The 18,071-nt window shown below is 69.5% G+C and carries 17 protein-coding genes; 6 read left to right on the top strand and 11 right to left on the bottom strand.

Annotated features, from left to right (window positions below; translation table 11 throughout):
* Positions 1-2 precede the first annotated feature (2 nt).
* Positions 3-503 (top strand): hypothetical protein, encoded by a 501-nt coding sequence (locus FL344_RS20525; RefSeq protein ID WP_194858310.1) that lies wholly within the window; start codon positions 3-5, stop codon positions 501-503.
* On the opposite strand, the gene FL344_RS20520 is transcribed toward FL344_RS20525, so the two are convergent.
* A complete protein-coding gene (locus FL344_RS20520) occupies positions 495-2,075 on the bottom strand; it encodes a tetratricopeptide repeat protein (protein WP_141619723.1) in 1,581 nt (526 codons plus the stop codon). The genes FL344_RS20525 and FL344_RS20520 overlap by 9 nt on opposite strands.
* A gap of 136 nt (positions 2,076-2,211) precedes the next feature.
* Between FL344_RS20520 and FL344_RS20515 the strand changes: the two genes are divergently transcribed.
* Positions 2,212-3,183 carry a homoserine kinase gene (locus tag FL344_RS20515; protein ID WP_141619722.1) on the top strand — a complete coding sequence of 324 codons (972 nt, stop codon included), beginning with the start codon at positions 2,212-2,214 and terminating at the stop codon, positions 3,181-3,183.
* A gap of 13 nt (positions 3,184-3,196) precedes the next feature.
* Here FL344_RS20515 and FL344_RS20510 read toward each other — a convergent pair whose 3' ends face one another.
* From FL344_RS20510 to FL344_RS20500, 3 genes are all read right to left on the bottom strand, one after another.
* Positions 3,197-3,664, bottom strand: coding sequence for a nuclear transport factor 2 family protein (locus FL344_RS20510; RefSeq protein ID WP_011552596.1), 468 nt, complete (start codon positions 3,662-3,664; stop codon positions 3,197-3,199).
* 71 nt (positions 3,665-3,735) lie between these two features.
* Positions 3,736-4,263, bottom strand: a complete 528-nt coding sequence (locus tag FL344_RS20505) for a hypothetical protein (protein WP_090489359.1) — start codon at positions 4,261-4,263, stop codon at positions 3,736-3,738.
* A 66-nt stretch (positions 4,264-4,329) separates the two neighbouring features.
* Complete coding sequence (locus tag FL344_RS20500; RefSeq protein ID WP_194863181.1) at positions 4,330-6,690, bottom strand: hypothetical protein; 2,361 nt, start codon at positions 6,688-6,690, stop codon at positions 4,330-4,332.
* Positions 6,691-6,715: 25 nt separating this feature from the next.
* Here FL344_RS20500 and plpQ point away from each other — a divergent pair, with 25 nt between their 5' ends.
* The 3 genes from plpQ to FL344_RS20485 all read left to right on the top strand — a co-directional run bounded on the left by plpQ (position 6,716) and on the right by FL344_RS20485 (position 8,657).
* A complete protein-coding gene (gene plpQ, locus FL344_RS20495) occupies positions 6,716-7,114 on the top strand; it encodes a motility regulator PlpA (protein ID WP_002639025.1) in 399 nt (132 codons plus the stop codon).
* Between the two features lie 17 nt (positions 7,115-7,131).
* Complete coding sequence (locus FL344_RS20490; protein ID WP_141619740.1) at positions 7,132-7,668, top strand: DUF192 domain-containing protein; 537 nt, start codon at positions 7,132-7,134, stop codon at positions 7,666-7,668.
* 248 nt (positions 7,669-7,916) lie between these two features.
* A complete protein-coding gene (locus FL344_RS20485) occupies positions 7,917-8,657 on the top strand; it encodes a hypothetical protein (protein WP_141619720.1) in 741 nt (246 codons plus the stop codon).
* Positions 8,658-8,863: 206 nt separating this feature from the next.
* On the opposite strand, the gene FL344_RS20480 is transcribed toward FL344_RS20485, so the two are convergent.
* Both FL344_RS20480 and FL344_RS39930 read right to left on the bottom strand, forming a co-directional pair.
* Positions 8,864-10,051 (bottom strand): EAL domain-containing protein, encoded by a 1,188-nt coding sequence (locus FL344_RS20480; RefSeq protein ID WP_228557829.1) that lies wholly within the window; start codon positions 10,049-10,051, stop codon positions 8,864-8,866.
* 107 nt (positions 10,052-10,158) lie between these two features.
* Complete coding sequence (locus tag FL344_RS39930; RefSeq protein ID WP_141619719.1) at positions 10,159-11,433, bottom strand: hypothetical protein; 1,275 nt, start codon at positions 11,431-11,433, stop codon at positions 10,159-10,161.
* Positions 11,434-11,482: 49 nt separating this feature from the next.
* On the opposite strand from FL344_RS39930, the gene FL344_RS20470 reads away from it, so the two are divergent.
* On the top strand, positions 11,483-12,496 hold the full coding sequence (locus FL344_RS20470; protein WP_141619739.1) for a zinc-binding dehydrogenase: 1,014 nt from the start codon (positions 11,483-11,485) through the stop codon (positions 12,494-12,496).
* A 7-nt stretch (positions 12,497-12,503) separates the two neighbouring features.
* On the opposite strand, the gene ybaK is transcribed toward FL344_RS20470, so the two are convergent.
* The 5 genes from ybaK to FL344_RS20445 form a co-directional block, all read right to left on the bottom strand.
* On the bottom strand, positions 12,504-12,980 hold the full coding sequence (gene ybaK / locus FL344_RS20465; RefSeq protein WP_011552603.1) for a Cys-tRNA(Pro) deacylase: 477 nt from the start codon (positions 12,978-12,980) through the stop codon (positions 12,504-12,506).
* 4 nt (positions 12,981-12,984) lie between these two features.
* Positions 12,985-14,127: a 5-(carboxyamino)imidazole ribonucleotide synthase gene (gene purK, locus FL344_RS20460; protein ID WP_141619718.1), complete on the bottom strand. Its 1,143-nt coding sequence runs from the start codon at positions 14,125-14,127 to the stop codon at positions 12,985-12,987.
* Positions 14,124-14,621: a 5-(carboxyamino)imidazole ribonucleotide mutase gene (gene purE, locus FL344_RS20455; protein WP_140853892.1), complete on the bottom strand. Its 498-nt coding sequence runs from the start codon at positions 14,619-14,621 to the stop codon at positions 14,124-14,126. Before purE ends, purK begins: the two co-directional genes overlap by 4 nt.
* 191 nt (positions 14,622-14,812) lie before the next feature.
* Positions 14,813-16,627, bottom strand: coding sequence for a long-chain fatty acid--CoA ligase (locus FL344_RS20450; RefSeq protein ID WP_141589583.1), 1,815 nt, complete (start codon positions 16,625-16,627; stop codon positions 14,813-14,815).
* Positions 16,628-16,787: 160 nt separating this feature from the next.
* The coding region (locus FL344_RS20445) for a VWA domain-containing protein (protein ID WP_141619717.1) at positions 16,788-18,071 on the bottom strand (1,284 nt) is incomplete at its 5' end.

Below are 18,071 nucleotides of genomic sequence, written 5' to 3'. Positions count from 1 at the left end.
CCATGGTGAACGTGACGCGCTCTCAGGTGGTGGGCGGTGTGCTGGCGCTGCTGGCGGCCGGCGCGGTGCTGTACTTCTGGCCGCGGCAGCAGCTCACCGTGGAGGAGGCCATCCGCCGCCAGGTGGTGGTGATGACGCGCGCCGCGGAGGCGAAGGACGTGGGCGGGGTGATGGAGCACGTCTCCGAGCGCTTCCGCTCCAACGGGCAGGGCGGCTGGTCGAAGAAGGACGTGCGCGGCATCCTCACCGCGCAGGTGCTGCGGGGCCAGTGGGTGCGCGTCTTCGTGACGAACCTGGAGGTGCGCGAGGTGTCGCCCTCGGAAGGGGAGTTCCAGGCGCGCTTCATCTTCGGCCGCTCCCAGGCGGAGAAGGTGGAGGACCTGGCCGCCGACAGCGTGCTGAACGCCTACCTCATCGAAGGCGCCTTCGAGAAGGAAGAGGACGGCGAGTGGCGCGTGGTGCGCGCCCGCCCGGAGTCCATCAGCCCCACCGACCTACTCTAGGAGCGAGCTCGACTCCGCCTTCCAGGCCTTGGCCATGCTGGCCTGGCCGGCGGACTCCAGCCGCTTGCGGATGTCCTCCACGCGCTCGGCCAGCGCCTCGCGGGGCGCGCCCTGTGCCTGGGCTCGTGCGAGGCCGAAGAAGTAGTGCTGGCAGCCGGCGGCGTGCTCGCCCTGCGCGAAGAGCAGGTCCCCCATGGCGGTGTAGGCCTCCGCCATCGTGCCCGCGCCGCTGTCGGGTGCCACGGCGGCCAGCAGGGGGCGGGCTCCCTCGTAGTCCTTGCGCGCCAGCAGCAGCGCGCCCTTGGCGTACTGCGCCTGGGCCAGGTCCACGCCGCGCGCCGCCAGGGCCTTGTCGTAGGCGACCAGGGCATCGTCCTGACGGGAGGCGGCCTCCAGCACGCCGCCGCGCGCCAGCCAGTAGCGGCTGTCCTTCTCCAAGAGGCCGGCCTTCTTGCCGTCCGGGGTGGTGGTCTGCACCGGACCGAAGGTGGCCTCGTACGCGTCCAGCAGGGCCACCGCGCCGTCGGTGTCACCGGCGGTCTGCAGCGCCCGCGCACCGTCCAGGTAGAGCAGGGGGGCATTGCGGCGCCGGGCCACGGCCGCCTCGAAGGCCGCGCGCGCCTGGGCGTCACGCTTCACCGCCAGGGCTCGGGCTCGGGCGAAGAGGGCGTAGTGCTCATCGGGAACGGCCTTCAGCGCTTCGTCCGCGGCGGAGAGGGCCTCGTCGGGCGCGCCGCGGGCCAGCGCCAGCTCCGCCTTCAGCGCGCCCGCGCGGGCCTTCAGTCCGGGCGTCAGCTCCGCGCCCCGGGCCTCCACGCCGGAGAGCACCTGCTGCGCTTCCTCCAGCTTGCGCCCCTGGTAGGTGTGGGCCAGCGCGGTGGACACGCGGGCCAGCAGGTGGTCCGGGTTGACACTGGTGGCCTTGGCGAAGGCCTCCACCGCCTGCGGGTACTGGCCTTCATCCATCAGGGCCTCGCCGTACGCGGTGGTGAAGCGGGGATCGCGCCAGGACGCTTCCGCCGCGCGAGCGAAGGCCTGCCTCGCGCCGGGAAGGTCGCCGCGCGCCTGGAGCGCCAGGGCCCGGGCCAGCGTCAGCCGGGCGTTGTTGGCGCCGCGGGCCTCGAGCCCGGCCAGGTACTGCTCCGCCTCGGCGGACTTGCCCGCGGCCAGCAGATGTAGGGCGTGGGCGCCGTAGCGCTCGCCGGACTGGGACTCCAACTGCGCGGCGCGGGCGAGGTGCTCGCGGGCCTTGGCGTCCGCGCCGGGCTGCCGGTGCTCCAGCCACAGCACCGTCTGGATGTCGGCGGCCAGGGCCTGGGCGTCACGGGCCTCGGCGTCGAGCTGGAACAGGGCCTCCAGCTCGGTCATCGCGCGGGCGAAGTCAGCGGGGTTGCCACGCATGGCGGCCGTGCGGGCCGCGCGCAGGTGTTCCTCCGTCTGCTTGCGGACGGTGCCTCGGTGGACGAAGAAGACCACCGCGCCCGCGAGCAGCACCGCCACCACGCCCACCTGAACCAGCGCGCTGGTGAGGCTTTCGCGCCGCTGCCAGTCCTTGCGCCCTTCGGTGCCCATGGACCTGTCCCCCGCGCTGGAGTTGGATGTGCGCCGGCCGTAGTGCCGGGTATAGAAGCCGCGCTCAGATAGGAACGGTCCCCTCGACTGTCAACGGGGGGCGGCGGCGTGAACACGGACGTGGGAGGTCAGAGGTATGGCGGTACACACGGCGCTACCCCGCGAGGCATTCGAGCGGGTCGCGGAGGCATTCGGGCTCGGGGCTTTGCGTGAGGTGACGCCCATTCCCCAGGGCTCCATCAACACCAACCACCGCGTGGAGACGCAGAGCGGGCGCTACTTCGTGCGCCACACCACGGTGCGCTCCGCGGACGATTTGCGCTTCGAATCCGCGCTGCTCGCGCACCTGGCCGCGTACCACTTCCCCGGGCCCGTGCAGCTGACGACGCGTGACGGCGCGACCTTCCTGGAGCTGGAGGGCGGCCGTGTCAGCGTCTTCCGCTGGCTGCCGGGCGAGGAGCTGCGCCACCCGGCCCTCACCACCGACCACCTGGAGCGGCTGGGCGCGGAGCTGGGCAAGCTGCACCGCGACACGGAGTCCTTCTCCGGCTCGCGGGAGAATCCCTACGGACCGGAGACGGTGAGCGGCTGGCTGGAGGCGCTGGTGGCGCACCCGGACGCGGAGCTGGCGGCCGTGGCGCGTGAGCTGCAACGCGACATGGAGACGTCGCGCACGGCGCGGCAGGGGCTGGAGCCTCGCGGCGTCATCCACGCGGACCTCTTCATGGACAACGTGAAGTGGCTGGGGGACCGCGTGGGCGCCTTCTTCGACTTCGAGATGGCGTGCCGGGAGGACTACGGCCTGGACGTGGCCATCACCCTCAATGCCTGGTGCTTCGACGGCGGGCACTACCTGCCGGAGCTGTGCCGGGCCTTCATTCGCGGCTACATGGACGTCCGGCCGCTCTCCGCGGTGGAGCGCACGAACCTCTTCGGCCATGCGCTCTACGGGGCGGTGCGCTTCACGGCGAGCCGCATCCGCGACTACCACCTGTCCCCGCTGCCGGCGGACAAGCTGGTGCGCAAGGACTACCGCACCTACCTCAACCGGGCCCGGGCATTGAATGCCATGGGGCCCGAGGGCTTCGCCGCGCTGTTGGGCCTGTGAGGGCCCGACGGCGTCAGATGCCGGTGAGAATCTTCCAGGTGCCGTCTTCCTTGCGCAGCACCATCTGCTCCAGCTCGGACTCCTTCATCGGGCGCGAGTGGAGCGACGGCATCCGCCAGGAGGCGTTCCAGTAGTAGATGGCGGCGGCCACGCCGTCACCGACCTGGATGCGGCGGATGTTCAGCTCGATGCGAGGGCCCTGGATGCGGGGGAACACCCGCTCCAGGTAGGGCACCAGGTTCTGCGCCGTCAGGTCGTCGCTGGGGTCGTTCGGCGTGCCGCCGTCGTCCTGGAACGAAGGCGAGACGAGCTTCTGGATGGCCTGGGCGTCCCGGGCCTCCAGCGCGGTGCGGTACTCCTCCATGACCGCGAGAATGGCGCGCGTGTCGGAGTTGTCGACGATGTCCGTGCCGGGGATGCGCTTCGGGGCGCAGGCGGCCAGCAGGGACAGGACGCTGAAGGCGAGGAAGCGTTTGAGCATGGCGGGGCCTTATTGGGACAACCCAACGGAAGTCAACCCATTCCCAGGCCCCGCCGGAGGCGGGAAGACGACTAACCGGGGCGGATGACCTCGGCGATGAACCGGTTGAGCACCGGCACCTCGTTGTCGAGAATCTTCAGGCCCTCCGACTGGATGACCTTCTCCGCGATGAGCCCCAACGGCTTGAGGAGGAAGGGCAGCTTGAGGGCGATTTCACCGTCCATCACCCGCTCCGTCTGGCCGCCGCCCACGTCGCGGAAGCGCATGGTGCCGGTGTTCACCAGCATCTTGGAGATCTTGTTCGAGGTGGGGACGTTCTCGAACGTCAGCTCCTTGCGGCGCTTGTCATAGGTGGACGTCTCGATGAACGCGAACCACTCCGGGGGCACCGTCTTGGGGCCAATCTTCTCGATGACGGGCTTGGGGCGGTAGCGCACGCGGCGGCGCACGACGTCTCCGTCCGGCTTCACCTCCAGGGGCTGCAGCTCCAGCAGCACGCCGTGGTGCTTGAGGAGGAACTCGAAGTACCGCTCGTCGAGGAGCGCGCGCTCCACCTCATCCACCGTCCCCTGAATCCGATGCCGCGACTCGAAACGCATCCACGTCCTCCTTGCCAGGCTGGCACGTCACCGCTGTCTGGCTGCCTGCCTAGCCGAAAAGCGTGGCTAGCGGAAAGCCTGTCGTGGCACCAGCAGTCCACGGAAGGTCTTCTCCTCGAAGTCGCAGCGCTCCCGCCACTCGTCGGCGGCGGCCCGGAAGGCGGCGCCAAAGTCCGGTAGTGCACCGACCTCGTGCCGCACCGCGCCGCAGTCTCCTGACAGGTAGGCGGACTCCACCCGCATGCGCAGGGCTTCGCGGCGGAGCGCTTCCGGCAGGCCTTCCGCCGCCAGGGCTTGTTGCAGGTAGCCCGTGGCCAGCACGGGCGAGCCCACCTGCTGCAACCGGCGCCCCATGAGGTAGTTGAGGAACGGGTCCGTGGGCACCGTGGCCAGGGCGCGCGCGAGGATCAGCAGACGCACCTCGTCCTGGCCGGCCCGGAAGTACGCTTCGATGGGGGCCTGGCGCACGGCGTCCTCCATGGCGGCGAGCTTCACCTGGGCGGTGCGCGTCAGCTCCGGCCCGGCGTCCTTCGACAGCACGGTGTCGAGGAATCGGCGGGCCTCGCCGGGTTGGTCGCGGCGCAGCGCGACGTCCGCCCGCGCCATGGCCACCTCCGCCTCCAACACCGCCTGGCCCTTCATGCGTTCGCCCACCTCGGCGAGCACGGCGTCCGCGTCCGCGTAGCGCTCCAACTGGGACAGGGCGACGGCCTCACCAATGCGGAAGCCAGGCTCTTCGGGCTGGAGCTCGCCAGCGCGGCGGTAGCGCTCCAGTGCGTCCTCGGGGTCACTCGCCAGCGCCTGCCGGGCGGAGTCCGACAGTCGCGCCACCTCGCGAGCGCAGGCGCGGGTGAAGAGGCTGCCGGTGCGGAAGCGCGCGAAGGCTCTCGCCACGGAGGCTTCGTCCAGGGGGAGCGCGTCCACGTACTGCTCCCACTCGGTGACGAGCTCTCCCAAGGGACGGCCGTATGCGGCGTCGAAGTCCGCATGGGCATACACGGCCCGCAGCCGGTCCGCGCCATAGGTGTCCGCCAGGTAGCGCAGGAACGAGCCCGCCACCGTGTACGCGCGCGCGGGGGCCGACTGGTAGAAGCCCTGCGGCCCCATCAGCTTGCGCATGTCCGGCGCCAGCTTCTGCCTGCGCATGCCCGCCGCCCACTGGTGCAGCGTGAGGTCGCCCTGCACCGGTCCGTCCGCGGCGACGGCGAACCCCTCGATGACGCCCATGAGCGGCCAGACGCCCAGCCGGGTGGTGACGCGGAAGGGGCCGCTGCCCGCGGGGGCCGCCATGACGTGCGCCAGCTCATGGTGGAGCACGGAGTGGGGGAAGGGCCGGTCCTGGATGTGCAACTCGTGGCGCCAGGGCTTGGCGAACTGGGTGCGGCCGGCGCCGACCAGGCGCTGCTTTTCATGCTCGTCGCGGTAGAGCCAGACGTGGATGGGCTCGGTGGGGGCCACGCCCAGGAAGTGCCGCGTCTGGGCCCAGCGGAACTCCAAGTCCCGCGCGAAGCGGTCCACGTCCTCGCGCGGCTTGCCTTGCCAGTAGTGGAAGACGAAGTGTTCAGTCTCCCGCAGGCCGCCGAGCTCCCGCGTGAGCCACGCATCCGTCATCCGCAGGCCCAGGGCGGGGCCGCGCACCTCCATGAAGGCGATGGCGGCCAGGGGCAGCACCAGGGCGGCCAGGGGGGCGCGGCGCAGGCCGGTGCGGCGAAGGCGCCCGGTGCCCAGGTCCAGCAGGGCGCAGGTGAGCCCCGCGAGCACGGTGACCCACAGCAGCGTCTCCAAGCGGAACCAGCCGAGCGCGGCGGAGACACCCAGGGCCTCGTCGTAGAGGGGCCCGGGCATGTGACCCAGGAAGTGGTTGAAGGCGAACACCTGGGGCCCGGCGATGATGGGCCACGCGGTGGGGATGGCAGAGACGAGGATGAGGAGGGCGTACAGCCCCACGGCCCGGCGGGGGCGCTCGGCGGTGAAGCCGCACAGCACGCCCGCGGAGGCGGCCAGCGCGGCCGAGGGGAGGGTGAGCATCGGATAGAAGCCCACCAGTGCGAACGGGTCACACGCGGTGCGCAGCCAGGCGAAGAGGGTGGCCACCAGGAAGGGGGGCACCAGGACGCCGACGTTGAGGAGCAGGGCGGTGCCCAGGGCCCGGCCCACCGCGCCGCTGGGCGTCTGGGGCCGGAGGGCGCCTGGTGGCGTCGGAGCGGTGCCCAGCAGGATGCGACGCTCCTGGGCGGCCGCGGCGATGCCCATCCCCCCACCGAGCAGGCCGACGGCGATGGAGAGGGCCAGGCTCAGCTCGAAGCCGGGGACGCCAAAGAGGGGGACCAGGACGAGCGCCGAGCCCCCGCCCGCGAGCAGGAGGACGGTGGCCAGGACGGCAGGGCGACGCAACAGGCCAGAGGCGCGGGTGAGGACTTGCCGCATGGCCTCTCCTATACTCCCGGCCAGCATGTCCGAACAGAAGACAGGTCCAGAGCACCGCCAGAACGGGCGCGCGCCCATCGAGCTGAAGGTCGACTACAAGAAGCTCAACTCGTTCTTCGCGGACTACACGAAGAACATCAGCAAGGGTGGCACGTTCATCAAGACGAAGAAGCCGCTGCCCATCGGCACGCGCTTCCTCTTCAAGCTGACGGTGCCACATCGGGAGGCCCCCTTCGAGTTGCTGGGCGAGGTCGTCTGGTCCAAGGCGGACGCGGACGAGCCCGGCATGGGCATCCGTTTCATCTACAGCAGTGAAGCGCAGCGGGTGGAGTTCGAGACGGTGGTGGAAGGGCTGATGTCCGACAGTCTCGGTGGCGAGCTGACGGAGAAGCTGCTCAACAAGCCGTTGCACTCGCACTCATGAAGCACGGCCTTCGGTGGATGGTGGTGGCGGTGCCGTTGCTGGCATCGGCCTGCCAGCAGGAGGCGCAGGGCAGCGCGCCTCGTGCCACGCCGAAGGCGGCCGAGCCCCGGCCACGCGTCACCGACGTCACCGCCGAGGACTACGTCATGCAGCCGCTTCCGCGTGGGCATGTGCGGCTGGAGGACGCTTTCGGTGGCGTCCACCGGGTGGAGGTGGAGATCGCCGCGACGGCGGGCACACGTGCCCGGGGCATGATGTGGCGCAAGGAGCTGGCGGAGGGGAAGGGCATGCTCTTCCTCTTCCCCCACGAAGAGGTCCAGGGGTTCTGGATGCGCAACACGCTCATCCCGCTGGACATGATCTTCATCACGTCCGAACTGCGCGTGGCGGGCATCGTGTCGCGCGCGGTGCCTCGCTCACTGGAGTCTCGCTCCGTGGGCGTACCCAGCCAGTACGTGCTGGAGGTGCCCGGCGGCTGGACGGAGAAGGTGGGCATCCGCAAGGGCAGTACCGTCCGCTTCGAGGGCGTGGCGGGTATGGCCATCGAGCCCTGAGGCCCGTCGTGGGTATTCCGTAATCCCCATTGCATCAATGGCTTGCACCCTGTCTTCTTGGGGCGGGGGCATCTATGCGTACGGCTTTTCTTCGAGGCTGGTTCCTTGTGGTGGTTCTGGCCGTGGTCCCGGGATGGGCTCAGTCGGGTGCCGAGCAACGTGCGGCTGCCGGAGCACCCGCTGCCGCGTCCCCCAAGCTCATCGTCGGCTCCAAGATTTCATCCCTGCCAAGGGGATGGCCATTGGTCGTGTCCGTCGGTCTGGCGCATCCGAGTGTGTTCGCGGCGAATGCGCAGGCACCCGTCGAAGGCGACATTCTGATTGAAGCGTCCGAGGGCGGCTGGGACCGGTTTCTCACCGTCGAGGTTTTTCTCAGGAAGAATCGCGTGAGGAGCCCTGTGCAGTGGCCGCTGCGCCAGGTTGGGAGCGCTCCGCGCACGGTGAAACTGACGGCCGCCGCACCTCACGCACTTCTCTATTACGTCTTGTCGGCGGAGGAAACCGCGCAGCTTGATTCCGGGGAGTACTTCATCATGGCAAAGCTGGATACGACGCAGGGGGCCTCCTCCAAGAGTTGGAAGGGAGTGAAGGAATCCGCCCATGTGCTCTTCCTGACCGATAAAACAGACGGACTGCCTGCCGACAAAGACTGCGGCTTCGTGCTGATTTCCTACGACTATCTCCACACCACAGGGAGAGGCCAGGAGGCCCTCCAGCGACTCGATGAGTTCCTGCCGGAGGCTCTGAGCGGAACTGCTTCCGCGTGCTTTGCCAAGCGGGCGGCTCTTGCTGAGCAGGCCGGGGACATGAAGCTGGCCCAGGAACTCTATTGCAAGGCGAATGAAGACGACTTTGTTGCCACCCTCGCATTGGCGAAGTCACGGAAGGAGGGCGCGCAGGCGCCATGTTTCTTCACGCCTCCATTCGCTGAAGACTGCAATCGGCTGACGGATGTCATCAGGGCGCAAGCCAAGGAAAAGCGCCCCTGATTCGTGTTGGGATGGCTCGGAGCTGTTCGAGCCAGGAGGACGCGCTGGCCACATGTCCCCATCAGCGCTGGTTTGACTATTACAGCGACAGCTCGTATCGGACGCTCGTCGGACAAGTCGGGTGCGCATGCGGCTCGGCGTCCGTGGCGTGGGGACGCAGGTCCATGCACGTCATCGAGCGGCTGCCCGAAATGCCGTGCCCGTCATCAGGCCGGCGTGCGCCGTTCAAGCAACTCCGTGATGCGGCGAATGAGTTGCTGCATGGTGACGGTACCCAGGAATCGCTTCTGGGCATCCGTGACGACCACCGGGTCATAGAGCGCTTCGGGCGCGCGCTCCATGGCGAGCCGCGCCAGGGTGGTGAGCGCCATCCGGTCCTCGACGATGAGCGGAGCCACCTGCGCCGCGCCCTTCGTGGCCGTCGCGCGCCGCAACACCAGCGCCTCCAGCCGTTCGCCGTGCAGCACGGCGACGTGGTCCACGTCGGCCTTCTGCTGGAACAGCCGCTCCAGCTCCTCGGGCGTCACGGGCCGTTCCACGCAGTTGCGGCGGATGACGATGCTGCCCACCGTTTCGCCGTCCTCGTCCTCGCGGAAGTCGAGCGCGCGCATGGCTTCATGGCGCCGCGCCTCGAACTCGACGCTGGGAAGCACGGGCACGGGCGCGGGGCGGGCCACCAGGTAGCCCTGCGCGTGCCGGATGCCCAGGCGGAGCAGCACGGCCAGCTCGTTCCACGTCTCCACGCCTTCCGCAATCAGCGTCGCGTTGACACTGGCCGCGAAGGACACCAGCGACTTCACCAGGTGCTGCTGGTAGCTGTGCCGGTGGATGTCCCGTACCAGCGCCTGGTCCAGCTTGATGAACTGCGGCGCGCTGTTCACCAGCGTCACCAGTCCGGAGTGCCCCGCGCCGAAGTCATCCAGCGCGATGCCGAAGCCCAGCGCCGAACACTGCCGCGTCAGCCGCTGGAGCAGCGCGTTGTCCTCGAACGCCGCCTTCTCCGTGATTTCGAGCACCAGGTTCTTCGGGTTCAGCCCGTAGCGCGCGAGCAGCTCCTCCGTGGAGCCATCCCCGAAGCGCGGGTCGCTCAGCACGTCCGGGCTGACGTTGAAGAAGAAGGGCGCGCTGCGTTGCGCCTCCGGCAGCGTGGAGATGCAGCGCAGCGCGGACGTCCAGCACGCGCGCTCCAGCTCCCACGTGTAGCCTTCCAATCGCGCCTGCGTGAAGAGCACGTGCGGCTCGCGGAACTCGCCCGGTCCACGCGAAAGCACTTCGTGCCCGATGACCTCACCGCGCAGCAAGTCCACGATGGGCTGAAACACCGAGGTGACGCTCGGCTCGTCACCTTTCCACAGCCAGGCGGGCGCTGGTGCGGAGGAGAGGGGCAGGCTCATGTGTGGAAATTGTAGCCGAACACACCGCAGGCTCCATGCCCTCCCCGAAAGAAGCTGCAAGGCCGCATGTCACGGGGGGCAACGCACCAGGGCCGGAACCCCGGCGCTCAAGACTCGCCGACCCTCGGCTGCTCGCTTGCCGGGCCAGACGTCGGGCCTTCCTCGCCCTCGGCCTGTCTGACTTCCAGCGGGGACGAGTGCATGGAAGTCCCTTGAATCATTGAAGATACGTCCTCCATGGACTGGGCTTCCTCCCGCTGGAGGGAGGAGAGGGCCCGGAAGCGGCGCGCCAGGGCAGAGAGCTCCGCGGCCTTGAGTTGGGCCTGGCCGCTGCGCAGTGACAGCAGGGCCACACGGGCTCGTTCCAACTGGGCCACCTCCGCCCTCAGGCGGGCGAGGATGCGCTCGCGCCGTTGTTTCAGACCGCCCAGCCGCTCCACCTCCTCAGCCAGGGAGGCCGCGGCCAGCTCGAGTTGGCGTCTCGCGATGGCATCCGTGCTGGCGCGGGCGCTGCGCTCCAGGTCTTCGCGCTCGGCCTGGAGGTCCGCTTGCGCGCGCTCCTCGATTTGGGCCTCCACCCCCGCCCATTCAGACGCGAGCTCCGCCGCGTCGCGCGTCATCTTCCCCAGGGTGCGCGCCAGTTCCTCGCGCGCGGGCTCGCGAGGGAGCATCGCCAGGGACTGACCGCATTGCCGGTACAGGTTCAACGCCCGCTCGGTCAGCGCACGGAAGTCACCGGCGAGCTGCGGCAACAGCGCCTCCACGCGCGCCTCCACCGGGTCCGCTGACAGCGCCAGGTGCGCGGCCACCGCGCTCAATCCCACGAAGAGGCCCAGGATGCCGCCCGCCACTCCCGCGCCCAGGAGCGCCGGCGTGGCCAGGTCCGCCAGTCGCGCGGAGAAGACGCGGGACACCTCCATGCCGCCCAGCGTCAATCCCGCGCACAGCGCCGCGCCCAGTCCGAAGTGGAAGAGGGTGGGGCGGGCTTCCGCCACCTGGCCATTCTCTCCGCGCTCACTGAGTCGCGAGCGCACCAGCAGCGCCCCCGCCGCCGCCGCGCTGAACGCCACCGTCCATCCTGGGGCCATGCCCAGGGCATAGGGCAGCGCGGTGAGGAGTACTCCCAGACCCCCGAGCAGCACGCGGTCCCACTTGTCGCCTCGTGCACACCCGAGCACGACGGCGGCGGGGACGAGCCACGCCAACGGCAGGGGCACCCCGACGCGCGTCATGGCCAGATGCAACACGCCGGCCCCTGCCCCGGCCGTGAGCGCGCGTGTCACGGTCTGCTCGAAGGCCTCGCGATGATGGAGCTGCAATAGAGTGGCGTTCATCGACTCCCCACGGATGTAGGCCGGGCAGGAACTGTTCCTTTCACGCATGGGTGGCGAAAAAGGTCTGCTGATGAAGAGCCCCGTCGTTCCCGAGACGATGCGCGCGCTGGTCCTCACCGCCTATGACGGACGGCCGGAGTCCCTGCGCGTGGAATCACGGCCGGTGCCTCGGCCCACCACGGGCCAGGTCCTGGTGCGCGTGGCGGCGGCCCCCATCAACCCGGCGGACCTGATGTTCATGCGTGGGCAGTACGGCATCCGCAAGCCGCTGCCCGTGGTGCCGGGCCTGGAGGCCAGCGGGACGGTGGTGGCCTCGGGCGGCGTCGCGGGCCGGCTCCTGGTGGGGCGCCGCGTGGCATGTGTGGCGCCCGGCGAGGGGGACGGCTTATGGGCGGAGTACGCGGCGGTGCCCCTGGGGCAGTGCCTGCCGCTGCGGAGCCAGGTCTCCGACGAGCAGGGCGCCAGCCTCTTCATCAATCCCTTCACCGCGTGGGTGTTGATGGAGCGTGCGAAGGAGGGGGGGCACACCGCGCTGGCGCAGACGGCCGCCGCGGGCACCATGGGACGGATGCTGCTGGCGCTCGCGAAGCGACGCGGCGTGGCCATGGTGAACGTGGTGCGGCACCCGGAGCAGGTGGCCCTGCTTCAGGACCTGGGCGCGGAGTACGTGCTGAGCACCCACGAGCCCGAATTCGAGGGGCGGCTGCTCCGCGTATGTCACGAGCTGAAGGTGTCGCTCGCCTTCGACCCGGTGGGCGGACGGCTCACCGGGCAACTGCTCCACGCACTGCCGGAGGGCGGCACCGTCATCGTGTATGGCTCGCTCTCCGAACAGGAGTGCCGCATCGCGCCCAGCGACCTCATCTTCGGGCGCAAGCGGGTGGAGGGCTTCTGGCTGTCGGAGTGGCACCGCCAGGGCTTTGGCGCCGCGCAAATCAAGGCGCTGATGGGCGTGCCGTCGCTGGTGGGGCAGACGCTGGAGACGCCCGTGCGCGCCCGGCTCCCGCTGGAGTCAGCGGGCGAGGCGGTGCGAATCGCCTCCGCGGACATGACGTCCGGCAAGGTGCTCTTCGTTCCCGCGCAGGGACAGGCACCGGGCGAATCACCGTGAGCCGGGCTCAGGCCTTGTCGCGGGAGATGGGGCCCGTCTTCGCCTTCGTTACGCGCAGGTAGTCCGCGGGGGCGAGCACGAGCTGCGTGCCACGCACGCCCGCGGACACGGCGATGGCGTCGAACAGCTCCATCGTCTCGTCGACGTACACGGGATAGTCCTTCTTGCCGCCGATGGCCGTGCAGCCGCCCCGGATGAATCCGGTGAGCGGCTGGAGCTCCTTGAGCGGCACGGTGTCCACCTTGCGGTCTCCGCTGAGCCGGGCCAGCGCCTTCAGGTCCAGCTCCGCGTTGCCGGGCACCACCGCCATCAACACGCCGGTGCGGTCGCCGCGCGCGACCAGCGTCTTGAAGACCTGCTCGGCGGGCATGCCCACCTTGGCCGCCACCGACTCCGCGGACAAATCCTCCAGGTCCACGTCGTAGTCGCGCAGCGCGTACTTCACGCCGAGCGAGTCCAGGAGTCGGGCGGAGTTTGTCTTCACGGCCTCACATCCCCAGCGCGGTGGCGGCGGCCTGCACACGGGCGAGCGCGTCCTCGGGCGAGCTGCCCACCGCGGATAGGTGCCCCATCTTCCGGCCCTTGCGCGCCTCCCGCTTGCCGTACAGGTGCAGGCGGACGCCGGGCATGGCCAGCACCTCCTGGAAGCGAGGGCCACCGTCCTTCAGCCACAAGTCGCCCAGCAGGTTGACGATGGCCGCTGGACGCACCACCTCCACGGAGCCCAGCGGCAGATTGCACACCGCGCGCACCGCCTGCTCGAACTGCGAGGTGAGGCACGCCACCTCGGTGGAGTGGAAGCTGTTGTGCGGGCGCGGCGCCAGCTCGTTGACGAGCAAGCTGCCGTCCTTCAGCAGGAACAGCTCGATGACGAGCAGTCCTTCGACCTGGAGCGACTCGGTGATGCCGCGCGCCAGCTCCGTGGCCTTGTTCAGCACCGCGGGCGGCAGCGGCCCCGGCAGCAGCGACCACGCGAGGATGCGCTCCTCGTGGTGATTGAAGGCCGGCGGATACACCGCCACTTCTCCATTGGGGCTGCGGGCCACCAGCACGGACAGCTCGGACTGGAGCGCCAGCGCGGCCTCCACCACCACGGAGCGCTCACCCAGCTCGCGCCACGCCTGGGCGGCCTCGTCCGCGGAGGTCACCTCCACCTGCCCGCGTCCGTCGTAGCCGCCCTCGCTGGACTTCACGAAGCAGCGTCCACCCAGCGCCTGGATGGCCTCGGCCAGCTCCGCGGCGGAGTGCGCCTCGCGCCACGGGCCCAGGGGAAAGCCACCCTTGGCGAGCCAGCCCTTCTGCCGGCCCCGGTGCTGAATCACGCGGAGCACGTCCGCACCCGGGCGCATGGGGGTGTGCCGCGCCACCGCTTCCAGCGTGGCGAGGGGAATCTTCTCGATTTCGAGCGTCACGGCGTCGCACGCGCGCGCCAGCGTCTCCGCGGCCGCCGTGTCACCGAAGGACGCGGTGACACACCGGTCCACTACGGAGTGGGCCGGGCAGTCCGCGTCCGGGTCCAACGCCTGGACCTGGAAGCCGAGCGTGCGTGCGGCCAGGGCCATCATCCGCCCCAGCTGGCCGCCGCCGAGCATGCCAATCGTGCCGCCGGGCAGCACCACGCGGGGGCTCATGACAGCTCCCGGTGCGCCAGCACTTCGTCCGTACGCGCCTTGCGCCAGGCCGCGAGCCGCTCGCGCAGCTCCGGGTACTTGAGGCAGAGGATGGCCGCGGCGTGCAGGGCGGCGTTGGCGGCGCCCGGCTTGCCAATGGCCTGCGTTCCCACCGGCACGCCCTTGGGCATCTGGACGATGGACAGCAGCGCGTCCAGGCCGCTGAGCAGCGTGGTGGGCATGGGCACGCCGATGACGGGCAGCAGCGTCTTGCTCGACACCATGCCCGGCAGGTGCGCCGCGCCGCCCGCCGCGGCGATGATGACGGACAGCCCCCGCGACTCCGCGGTGGACGCGTACTCCATCATCCAGTCCGGGGTGCGGTGGGCGGACACCACGCGCACCTCGTGTGGGATGCCCAGTTCCTTGAGGATGTCGACCGCGGGCTGCAGGTGCTCCAGGTCGCTCTTACCGCCCATGATGACCCCGACCCACGGGGTGACCGTGCTCGCCATTGGTGTGCGCGCCTCCGTGCGCTGTCCCGCCGAAACCAGGAGGAACGCGGAGATAGGGCGGGGGGATTCCGCGGGTCAACACGGAAAGGCGCGGGTGACGAGGATGACACGCCGGCCTTCCCGCATTCCCTGCGCGCGCCCACACGCAGGGTGGGACAGGGGGATGAGCCCCTGCCCGCCACCCAGGACGGCTAGGCCGCGGAGACGCTGCGGTCGCTGCCCTCGCGGTAGAGGGCTTCGATGGCGTCGTTGTAGCGGGCCACGACGTTGCGGCGCTTCACGCTCATCTTGGGGGTGAGCATGTCGTTGGCGACGGTGAAGTCCTCGCTGATGAGCAGGAAGCGCTGCGGGCGCTCGTAGCCCTTCACGTCGCGGGTGAACTCGTTCAACTGCTCACGGTAGAGCTGGAGCACCTCGGGACGCTTGAGCAGCTCCGGCATGGACGTCGTGTCCAGGCCCTTCTCCGCGGCCCACTTCTTCAGCGTGTCCACGTCCACGACGATGATGGCCACGTTGTACGGCTTGTTCATGCCGTGGACCAACGCGTTGGCGATGTAGGTGGAGAGCGTCAGCGACTGCTCGATGGGGCTGGGCACCACGTACTTGCCGTTCTCCAGCTTGTACTGCTCCTTGATGCGGCCGGTGATGTAGAGGTAGCCGTCCGGATCCAGGTAGCCCATGTCACCGGTGCGGAAGCCGCCGTTCCCGGTGAACACCTTCTCGTTCTCCTCGGGCTTGTTGTAGTAGCCCATCATCACGTTGTGCCCGTGGACGACGATTTCGCCCTGCGTCGCCTCGCCGGTGGCCGCCGTGTCGATCTCCACGCGAACCCCGGGCAGCGCCTTGCCCACCGAGCCGATCTTCCGGTTGTTGGGGAAGTTGGCCGTGGCGATGGGCGACGTCTCCGTGAGGCCGTAGCCCTCGTAGACGGTGATGCCGAGGTTGTCGATGAACTCCGCCACCTCCTTGGAGATGGCCGACCCACCGGAGAAGGCGTACTTCAGCCGCCCGCCGAAGCGCGCGCGGACCTTGGAGAAGACCACCTTGTCGAAGAAGGCGTGCTGCAGGTCCAGCAGGCCGCTCGACTTGCCCGCCTCCGCGAGCGCGCGCCGCTGGGCCGCCACCGCGAGGCCGCGGTGGAACATGAACCGCGTCACCGCCTTCTCGCCGGCCATGCGCTTCTGCAGGCCGTCGTAGATGCGGTTGAAGATGCGCGGCACGCTGAACAGCAGCGTGGGCTTCACCTCGGAGAGGTTGTCGATGATCTTCTCCACCGCCTCCGCGATGGCCATGGACGCGCCCATGGACAGCAGCGCGTGCAGCTCCACCGTCTGGCCGAAGACGTGCGCCCAGGGCAGGAAGGCCAGGGAGCGGTCCTCCGTCCCCATGGGAAACACTTCGTGCATCGCCGACACGTTGCGGGCGATGTTCGAGTGGCTGAGCATCACGCCCTTGGGCTGTCCCGTGGTACCCGACGTGTAGATGAGGCCGGCCAGGTCCGTCGGCTTGGGGCTCACCAGGGGCGTGGGCGTCTCGGCGCCCCGCCGCAGCAGCGTCGCGAAGCTGTCCGTGTCGCTGGTGGTGCCGCTGAAGCGGATGATGTGCTCCAGGTGCGGCAGCTCCGCGCGTACGGCCTGGATGCGCTGCGCGATGTCATCCGTGGCACAGAAAACGACCTTGGAGCCGCTGTCGTTGATGATGAACTGCAGTTCCTTCACCTGCTGCGACTCGTACATCGGGACGTAAGCGCCGCCGAGCGTGTACGTGGCGTACGCGCCCACCGCCCACTCCAGGCGGTTGTTGGAGATGACGGCCACGCGGTCGCCCGCGCCCACGCCCAGCTGAGCGAGCCCACCACGCAGGTCGTCGACCATCTCTCCGAAGCGAGAGTAGGTCGTCCAGACCCACTGGCCGTTCTTCTTCTCTCCGAAGAGGTCACGGCTGCCGAAGGTGGAGGTGCTGCGCTTGAAGATGTCGATGAGGGTCTGGAACTGCGGGAGCTGCATGAGGGGGGCTCCACTCGGAAACAGGTTGGTTTGAGGTGCCGCAGCTTAAGGCTGAACGCCTCCTGTGTGGGCCCATTCCTGAAACTTCACGCCCCACCTGCACACAATCGTGAACACGACGCAGTGCGGCGGGGCGTATGGGTGATGTACGGGACGACTCTCAGTACGTGGAGCCGAGCTTGCCGAAGCTCTTGAGCGCCTTCACCTTGCTCTTCTTCACGAGCGAGCGTCGGGCCTCTTCGCCCTCCGCGCTGTCGTACTCGTCCATCACCGCCCGCTGTTCGGCCTGGTCCGCCGCCACCGCGGCGCTGCCGGACACCGCGCTGGCTTCGTCGAAGAGCGCCTGGTTGCGCTGCAGGTAGAGCTTCGCCTCGTCCTTGCGGCCCTCACTCAGTGCCTCGGCCGCCTTCTGCATGTTGACGGCGCTGCGCGCCCGGGCGGCGTAGACCGTGGCCTCGCGGTCCTGGCGGGCGAGCACCTCCTCGCGCCGGTTGGTCACTACCGCGGACAGCGAGGCTTCGTTGGCCACCTCCGCGTCGCGGATGAGGTCCGTGTACGCCAGCTTCAGGTCCAGCACGCGCGCCGTCCGCCCCACCGAGTCCCCGGTGACGTTGAGCCGCACCACCACGCGCTCCAACTGGCCCGCGGAGAAGTCGGGCAGCGACACGTGCACCTGATTGCCGGACTGGCTGGCGCGGTAGCCCAGCACCTCGCCCAGTGACGTGCCGGGGGGCAGGGTGAAGGTCATCGTCACGCCGCGTGCCACCGTCGTCCCGGCCTGCTGCAGGTCCTTCTGGAAGAGGGTGGAGAGCTGGGCGGCGTCCTCCAGGAATCCGTAGGCACCGGCGCCGTACTCGGCGAAGGCCTGCATCAGGTCCTCGTTGAAGTCGGTGCCCACGCCAATGGCGCTCAGGGTGATGCCGGTGGCGCGCAGCTCCCGCGCCATCCGCGTCAGCTCCTCGTCGGCGGTGAGGCCCTCGGTGGGCTGTCCGTCGCTCATGAGGATGAGGCGGTTGACGCCGTAGGTCCGCTGCGCCGTGGACAGTTGATAGCGCCCGGCGGACAGGCCCGCGCCGATGTTGGTGCCGCCTTCGTCCCAGATGCCGTCCACGTACTGGAACATCCGCTCGCGGTTGGCGGCCGTGGCCTCCAGGGACGGCAGGCTCTTCACGTCCGAGCCGTAGTGGATGATGGCCAGCCGGTCCTGGTCATTCAGCAGCCCGATGAGATGCCGCGCCGCCTGCTTGGCCTGGGCCAGCTTGTAGCCGCTCATGGAGCCCGAACGGTCGATGACGAGCGCCAGATTGACAGGGCTTCGCTGTGCCCCCGGCACCTGCGCGCCCGACAGGTCGAAGGTGGCGAACACCTCGGAGGTGCCCGCGGGGACGTACGGATGGGACAGCCGGCTCGTCAGCGTCAGCGAGCCCACCGTGGCGGGCACGAC

It is taken from the genome of Myxococcus sp. AB036A (assembly GCF_006547355.1).
Taxonomy (GTDB): Bacteria; Myxococcota; Myxococcia; order Myxococcales; family Myxococcaceae; genus Myxococcus; species Myxococcus virescens.
This window is presented reverse-complemented; position numbering and strand designations above follow the sequence as displayed.